The following is a 7532-nucleotide window of genomic DNA, read 5'->3' as shown; positions in this document are numbered from 1 at the left end:
GGAATTCTGTTCAGATAACTGGCGAGGCGTTCGAGGATTTCGTCCGCGGTCTTCGTCCAGACGTAGGGCTTGGGATCGGTGTTCCACATGGCGATCCAGCTGCGGATGTCCTTCTCCAGCGCGTGGACGGTCTTGTGGACGCCTCGTCGTATCTGCTTGTTGGTCAGCTCCGCGAACCACCGCTCGACCAGGTTCAGCCATGACGAGCCGGTGGGTGTGAAGTGCAGGTGGAAGCGGGGGTGGGCCAGGAGCCAGGTCTTGATGGCCGGGGTCTTGTGGGTGGCGTAGTTGTCCAGCACGAGGTGCACGTCCAGGCCCTGCGGTATCTCTCGGTCCAGCTTGATGAGGAACTTCTTGAACTCCTCGGCCCGGTGCCGGCGGTGGAGGGAGCCGATGACTTTCCCCGTGGCCACCTCCAGGGCCGCGAACAGCGTCGTGGTTCCCGCCCGCACGTAGTCGTGAGTGACCCGTTGGGGAACACCCGGCATCATCGGCAGCACCGGCTGGGAGCGGTCCAGTGCCTGGATCTGCGACTTCTCGTCCACGCAGAACACCAGGGCCCGCTCGGGCGGGTCCAGATACAGGCCGACGACGTCGTGGACCTTGTCGACGAAGTACGGGTCGGTCGACAGCTTGAACGTCTCCGAGCGGTGTGGCTGCAGGCCGAAGGCTCGCCAGATCCGCGAGACGGTCGACTGCGACATGCCCAACTCCTTGGCCATCGCCCTCGTCGACCAGTGCGTGGCGTTCTTCGGCGTGCTCTCCAGCGTTTTGGTGACCACCGCGGCGACCTGTTCGTCGGTCACCGTCCTGGGCCCGCCCGAGCGCGGCATGTCGCCCAGGCCCGCGATCCGGTGCTCGACGAACCGCGCCCGCCACCTGCCCACCGCATGCGGTGTCGAGCCGAGTTGCGCTGCCACGTCCTTGTTGGACGCGCCGGTAGAGCAGGCCAGGATGATCCGGCAGCGCAGAGCCCACGCCTGCGGCGTGGAACGGCGCCGCACCCATCCCTCCAGCGCAGCCCGTTCCTCATCCGACAGGATCAACTCGGCCTTCGGCCGCCCAGTACGCGCCACCCCACAACCCTACACATCTGAACAGAATTCCTGACTCAGGAGACTAGCTGCTCCTGCGCACCCCCGCCGACACCGCGATCCGTCCGACCGCCCAGAACACCGCGAGCGTCGCCAGGGCCAGGCCTGCGACCAGGGTGGCGCCGCCCACGACCTTCTCGTAGTCGCGCTGGTAGAGGCCGTCGACGATGTAGCGGCCGAGGCCGCCGAGGCTGACGTATGCGGCGATGGTCGCCGTGGAGACGATCTGGATGGCGCCGGAGCGCAGGCCGCTGAGGACCAGCGGGAGCGCGGCGGGGAGTTCGACCTGGAAGAGGATGCCGGCCTCGCTCATGCCCATGCCCCGGGCGGCGTCCACCGGCGCCGGGTCGACGGAGCGCATCGCCTCGTAGGTGGTGACCAGGATCGGCGGGACGGCGAGGACGACGAGCGGGGTCATCACGTTCACCAGGCCGAACCCCAGGAGCAGGGTCATCAGCACCAGCAGACCGAAGGTGGGCAGCGCCCGCCCGGCGACGGCGATCAGGGCGAGGGCGTTCCCGCCGCGCCCGTAGTGGCCGGTGACGAGCCCGACCGGCAGGGCGATCGCGGCGGCGATGGCGAGCGCCTCCAGCGTGTACTGGATGTGCTCCCCCACGCGCGTGGGGATGCCGTCGTAGCCCTGCCAGTGGGAGCCGTCGCCGAAGAAGGCGCTGATGAAGTGGAGCAGGTTCACCGGGCTGCGTCCTCCAGGGCTGCGGCGGCCGGGTCGGGCCGGCCGGCCTTCGGTGTCTTGCCCGCCCGGCGCGGCATCCACGGCGTCAGCACCATGCGTACGACGACCAGCAGGCCGTCGGCGAGGATCGCCAGGGCGGCCATGCTGAGGACGGCGTTGACCGCGAGTTCGGGCCGGTTGTAGATGTTCGCGTCGTTGATCAGGTTGCCGAGGGCGCCCTGGTTGCCGATGAGGGCGCCGATGCTGACCAGGCTGATGCTGGAGACGGTCGCCACGCGCAGCCCGGCGATGATCGCGGGCACCGAGATGGGCAACTGGACCTGGACGTAACGGCGTACGGGTCCGAAGCCCATGGCCGTGGCGGCGGCGAGGGTCTCCTGCGGAACCGAGCGGACGGCGTCGACGATCGCGGGGACCAGGACGACGAGGCTGTAGACGGTGAGCGGGATCATCACCGTGAGCTCGGTCTGGCCGGTGTAGTCGATGAGGAGGACGAAGAACGCCAGCGAGGGGACGGCGTACAGCACGGTCGTCACCCACAGCACCGGCGGGTACAGCCAGCGGAAGCGCACGCACAGCTGGGCGACCGGCAGCGAGATCACCAGCCCGGCCAGCACCGGCAGCAGGGCCTCGCGCAGATGGAGCCCGACCAGGCCGAGCCAACTGTGCTGGAGGTCGCTGGGGATGTCGAAGAAGCCGTCGAAGAAGTCGCTCATCCGGCGACCTTCGTGGTCTCGCCGGGCCTGCTTCCCCCGGTGTGGGCGCCCCGGATCGCCTCGCCGATGGTCTGCTGGGAGACCACGCCGGTCACCCGTCCGTCGGCGTCGACGGCGACCGCCCAGCCGGTGGGCGAGAGGACGGCGCAGTCCAGCGCGGCCCGCAGTGAGTCCCGTCCGGCCACGAACGGTCGCCCGCAGGGCAGGAGTTCCGCCGGATCGATGCTCCCGGAGGTCAGGTGCTGCGGCTCGCCCCAGCCGAGGGGCCTGCCCTCGACGTCGGTGACGAGGAGGTAAGGGGCGTCGGCGGCGGCCCCGCGGGCGGCGATCTTCTCGGCGCTCGCGTCGATCGCGACGATCGGCGCGGTGAGCAGGTCCAGGCCGGCGGCGGAGAAGAAGGACAGCCGGCGGATGCCGCGGTCGGCGCCGAGGAAGTCCTCGACGAACGCGTCGGCGGGGTCGGAGAGCAGTTCGGCGGGCGGCGCGAACTGGGCGAGCCGGCCGCCGGTGCGCAGGACGGCGACCATCGTGCCGAGCTTGACGGCCTCGTCGATGTCGTGGGTGACGAAGACGATGGTCTTGCCCAGCTCGTCCTGGATCCGCAGGAGTTCGTCCTGAAGTCCCTTGCGGACGACGGGGTCGACGGCCGAGAACGGCTCGTCCATCAGCAGCACGGGCGGATCGGCGGCGAGCGCCCGCGCGACACCGACGCGCTGCTGCTGGCCACCGGAGAGCTGGTAGGGGTAGCGCTGGGCGAGCGAGGCGTCGAGACCGACCCGTTCCATCAACTCCCGTGCTCTGGCACGGGCCTTGTCCTTGCTCCAGCCGAGCAGCCGCGGCACGGTGGCGATGTTGTCGACGATCGTGCGGTGCTGGAAGAGACCGGCGTTCTGGATGACGTACCCCATGGACCGGCGCAGGGTGTTGACCGGCTGCTGCTGGATGTCCTCGCCGTCGAGGAGGATCCGGCCCTCGCTGGGCTCGACCATCCGGTTGATCATGCGCAGGGTCGTCGTCTTGCCGCATCCCGAGGGGCCGACGAGGACGGTGATCGAACGGTCCGGGATCTCGAGGGAGAGCCGGTCGACCGCCACCGTGCCGTCCGGGTACCGCTTGGTGACTGAATCTATCCGTATCAAAGCGCCGAATACCCTTCGGGTCTGGCAAATTCCGCCCGCTTCCGACCACGCGAGTTCGGGCGTTGCGGTTCGGGCCGTTGCGTGGAGAGTCTAGACCGCTTGTGTTGCGGGGGCTTTGACGGCCGAGGGCGTTCTCCACCCGGCCTTCACCAGATCAGAAGCCCTCCGCCGATCCGCTGGGCGTGGCGCGCGCTCGCCTCGATGCAGTCCAGCCGCCCCGCGATGTGGACGGAGTGGTACTCGACCGTCCGGTCGGGGGTGCACGTCTCCCGGGCGAGGTCCGTCAAGTGGCCGCGCACCAGGGCGAGTTCCTCCAGGAAGGCGGGTATCTCGTCGGGGGCGACCACATCGCCGTTGTCGACGCTGACCAGGGCCGGGAGGAACCGGGCGCCGATCCGGCGGATCGACGGCGACCCCCACACCGTGGTACGCCACGCCTCCGGCCCGGCCAGGTCCATGCCGTCGGGCCGGCCGTCCTTCTCCCCGACCAGGATGTCGATCCCGCCGTCCTCGCGTACGAGGAAGACCTCACTCGTCAGACTCATGACCGCAGTCGACCATGCCCGTCCGCCGCCGGTCGAAGCGATTTCCTCCCCGGTCACCCCCCTGTACCTGTGGACACCCTGTGAGTCCACTGATTCTCACCCTCCCCTCAGGTCCGGCTCAGGGATCCCCCAGACACGGCCCCGATCGTCACCACCATCAACGCCCATCTGGAGGACGCGTCATGACGACCCTCGCCCCGCCGCCCGCGCCCGTCCGGGAGGACGACCCCCGCCACCGGGCCGCGCCGCCCGCCGCGGCCGGCGGATTCGCCGCCCGTACGCGGAGGCTGTTCACCGGCGCCCCGGACGACCCGCGCTGGGCCCGCCCCGCCCTGTGGGCGATCCTGGTCCTCGCCACCGGCCTGTACGCCTGGAACCTCACCTCCATCACCGGGAACACCTTCTACAACGCGGCCGTCTACAGCGGCACGCGGAGCTGGAAGGCGTTCTTCTTCGGTGCGCTGGACGCCGGCAGCTTCATCACCGTCGACAAACCACCGTTCGCGCTGTGGGTGATGGGCCTGTCCGCCCGTGTGTTCGGGTACGGCACCTGGCAGTTGACGCTTCCGATGGTCGCGGTGGGCGTGGGCTCGGTGGCGCTGCTGTACCGGATGGTCAAGCGGGACTTCGGGGCCGTGGCCGGCACGATCGCCGCGCTCGCGCTCACCCTCACGCCCATCACGGTCGCCATCGACCGGGACACCAACCCCGACCCGATCCTCGTCCTCCTGATGCTGCTCGGCGCCGCCGCGCTGATGAAGGCCGTGCGCACCGGCACGGCGATGCCGCTGGTGTGGTCCGGTGTCGCGATCGGCTTCGCGTTCAACACGAAGATGATGCAGGCGTACGTCGTCCTGCCCGCGTTCTTCCTGGTCTACCTGTGGGCCGCGCGCACCACCCTGGGCCGGCGGATCCGCAACCTCGCCGTCGGCACGGTCGCCCTGGTGGTCTCCAGTGCCTGGTGGATGGTGGTCGTCGATCTGATCCCGGCCTCCTCCCGCCCCTACATCGGCGGCTCGACCGACAACACGGTGTGGGACCTGGTGATCGGCTACAACGGCTTCGGCCGGATCTTCGGGGCGAGTTCGTCGGTGGGCTCGCAGGGCAACGGCGCGAGCTTCGGCGGCGAGGCGGGCCTGTACCGGATGTTCAACGAGATCATGGGCGGCCAGATCTCCTGGCTGATCCCGTTCGCGGTGATCGCGTCGGCGGCCGGCCTCGTCCTGCGCGGCCGGGCGCCCCGCACGGACGGGAAGCGTGCGGCTCTGCTGCTGTGGGGCGGCTGGTTCGTCCTGCACTACCTGACCTTCGCCCTCGCCGAGGGCACCTTCCACCCGTACTACGTCACCGCCATGGCGCCCGGCATCGCGGCCCTGGCCGGTGCGGGCGGGGTGATGCTGCACCGCGCCTTCCAGGAGGGCCCGGCCGTCAGGTGGGGGTGGGTGCTGCCGGCGGCGGTCGCGGCGAGCACGGTCTGGGCGGTCGTCCTGCTCCAGCGGGTGTCCGGCTCCGGGACGCTGTTCACGGCCGCCGAGGTCGTGGCCGGGGTCGCCGGCGCGGCCGCGGTGACCGGGCTGCTGGTCGGGCGGTTCATGAAGCGGCGGCGGCTGGTCGGCCTCGCCTCGCTCGCGGCGGTCGTCGCCCTGCTGGCCGGTCCGGCCGCGTACTCGGTCTCGGCGGCCACCTCCGGCACCAACGGCACCAATCCGACGGCCGGTCCGAACACCGGCGGCGGGATGGGCGGTGGCGGCGGCATGGGAGGCGGTCAGCGCCCCAGCGGCAGCCCCGGCTCCGGCACGAGCAGCGGCGACGGGAGCGGCTCCGACCGCCAGTCCATGGGGCAGCCCCCGTCCGGCAGCGGCTCCTCGTCCTCGGCGTCCTCGGCGTCCTCGGCGTCCTCGGCGTCCTCCACGTCGTCCACCGGCGGTGGCGGCGGCGGTGGTACGGGCGGCGACACACAGGTGTCCTCCGAGATGATCACGTACCTGAAGAAGAACCAGGACGGCGCCACCTGGCTCGTGGCGGTGGCCACCGACCAGACCGCGTCCTCGATCATCCTGGAGTCGGGTGAGCCGGTCATCTCGATGGGCGGCTGGTCCGGCACCGACGAAGCGATGACCCTCGCCAAACTGAAGAGCCTGGTGAAGGCGGGCAAGCTGCACTACATCGTCATCAGCGACAGCGGCCGGGGCACCTCGAACACCGAGATCGCGACCTGGGTCGAGGCGAACGGCACGGCCGTGAGCGACTACAGCGGCCTCTACCGCCTGGACGCCTCCGACGTCGGCTGACATCCCCGTACGACACCGGCAGACGAATGAAAGGCGGGCCACCGGATCTCACCGGCGGCCCGCCTTCGCGCGGCTCACCTTTCGACGGCGGCCGCCTCGTGCGGCTCACCTTTGGGCCGGCCGAGTCGGGTGGTGCGTGGGCACGGTCCGGGGGTCCAGGGCACTGAGCCCCCTGGCGGGGTCGAAGGCACGGAGCCCCTGCGGACGGGAAGGGAAGGGGCGGCGGGTGCGGGGGCGGGGAAACACCCACGCGACCACGGCCGCGGTCCATCCCAGGACCCACACGACCACGCCCAGCACCCCCGCCCCCACGCTCACGCGGCCGCCGCCCCCTCCCCCACCCCGGGAAACCCGGCCGTCCGCAGGACACGCCGCTCCGCGTCCACCACGTACACCTCGCACCCCGGCAATCCGGCCGCCCACTCGACCCCCTCCGCCCCCATCGCGAAGGCGGCCGTCGCCACGGCATCCGCCTCCGTCAGCGTCGCGGCGACGACGGTCACGCTCAGCAGCTCCGTCGCCGGAGCCCCCGTCCGCCCGTCGATGATGTGGTCGCCGCGCTCATAGCGCGCGGAGGTCGCGACCGCCCCGTCGGTCAGCTCCAGCACCGTGCACAGCTGGTCGGCGATCTCGGGGTGCCGTACGCCGACCCGCCAGGGCCCGCCGCCGGTGACCACGTCACCACCGGCGTTGAGGCAGAACCGCCGGGCGCCGGCCGCGGCCAGCAGCTCCGCCGCCCGCTGCACCGACCAGCCCTTCACGATCGCGCAGGGATCGAACCCCCGCCCGGGCAGCCGCACGTCGAAGGCGCCGCCGGTCGCGACGCAGTACCGCTCGCAGAGGCCGAGGACCTCGACGAGATCCGCGCTCAGCTCGTCCGCCGACAGCTCGCCCCGGCCGTACCGGGACACCTCGCTGCGGGCCTTGAACGGGCTGAACCGTTGGTCGACCTCGCGCAGCCAGGCGAAGACGGCGTCCCCGGTCTCCTCGCCGATGTGCGGGTCGTCGACCCGCAGGGAGACCGGGAACCCCATGACGTGTTCGACGCGGTGC

At 71.0% G+C, this 7532-nt stretch carries 7 protein-coding genes; 1 reads left to right on the top strand and 6 read right to left on the bottom strand.

Annotation, left to right across the window (positions count from 1 at the left end):
* The 5 genes from ACPT94_RS40775 to ACPT94_RS40755 form a co-directional block, all read right to left on the bottom strand.
* On the bottom strand, positions 1 to 1076 hold a 1076-nt coding region (locus ACPT94_RS40775; protein ID WP_425247229.1), incomplete at its 3' end, for an IS630 family transposase.
* 43 nt (positions 1077 to 1119) lie between these two features.
* Positions 1120 to 1788, bottom strand: a complete 669-nt coding sequence (locus ACPT94_RS40770; protein ID WP_360331034.1) for an ABC transporter permease — start codon at positions 1786 to 1788, stop codon at positions 1120 to 1122.
* The gene (locus ACPT94_RS40765; protein ID WP_360331037.1) at positions 1785 to 2504 is read right to left on the bottom strand and encodes an ABC transporter permease; all 720 of its coding nucleotides are present in this window, start codon (positions 2502 to 2504) and stop codon (positions 1785 to 1787) included. Before ACPT94_RS40765 ends, ACPT94_RS40770 begins: the two co-directional genes overlap by 4 nt.
* Positions 2501 to 3643 (bottom strand): ABC transporter ATP-binding protein, encoded by a 1143-nt coding sequence (locus ACPT94_RS40760; RefSeq protein ID WP_360331040.1) that lies wholly within the window; start codon positions 3641 to 3643, stop codon positions 2501 to 2503. Before ACPT94_RS40760 ends, ACPT94_RS40765 begins: the two co-directional genes overlap by 4 nt.
* Positions 3644 to 3789: 146 nt before the next feature.
* Positions 3790 to 4188 (bottom strand): hypothetical protein, encoded by a 399-nt coding sequence (locus tag ACPT94_RS40755; protein WP_425248053.1) that lies wholly within the window; start codon positions 4186 to 4188, stop codon positions 3790 to 3792.
* Positions 4189 to 4370: 182 nt separating this feature from the next.
* On the opposite strand from ACPT94_RS40755, the gene ACPT94_RS40750 reads away from it, so the two are divergent.
* Positions 4371 to 6479, top strand: a complete 2109-nt coding sequence (locus tag ACPT94_RS40750) for an ArnT family glycosyltransferase (RefSeq protein ID WP_425248052.1) — start codon at positions 4371 to 4373, stop codon at positions 6477 to 6479.
* A gap of 314 nt (positions 6480 to 6793) precedes the next feature.
* Here ACPT94_RS40750 and ACPT94_RS40745 read toward each other — a convergent pair whose 3' ends face one another.
* Positions 6794 to 7513 carry an FAD:protein FMN transferase gene (locus ACPT94_RS40745; RefSeq protein WP_425248056.1) on the bottom strand — a complete coding sequence of 240 codons (720 nt, stop codon included), beginning with the start codon at positions 7511 to 7513 and terminating at the stop codon, positions 6794 to 6796.
* Positions 7514 to 7532: the final 19 nt, after the last annotated feature.

The organism is Streptomyces aurantiaciflavus, from assembly GCF_049808595.1.
Taxonomy (GTDB): domain Bacteria; phylum Actinomycetota; class Actinomycetes; order Streptomycetales; family Streptomycetaceae; genus Streptomyces.
Note: the sequence above shows the minus strand (reverse complement) of the source record. Positions and strands in the feature narration are given on the sequence as shown.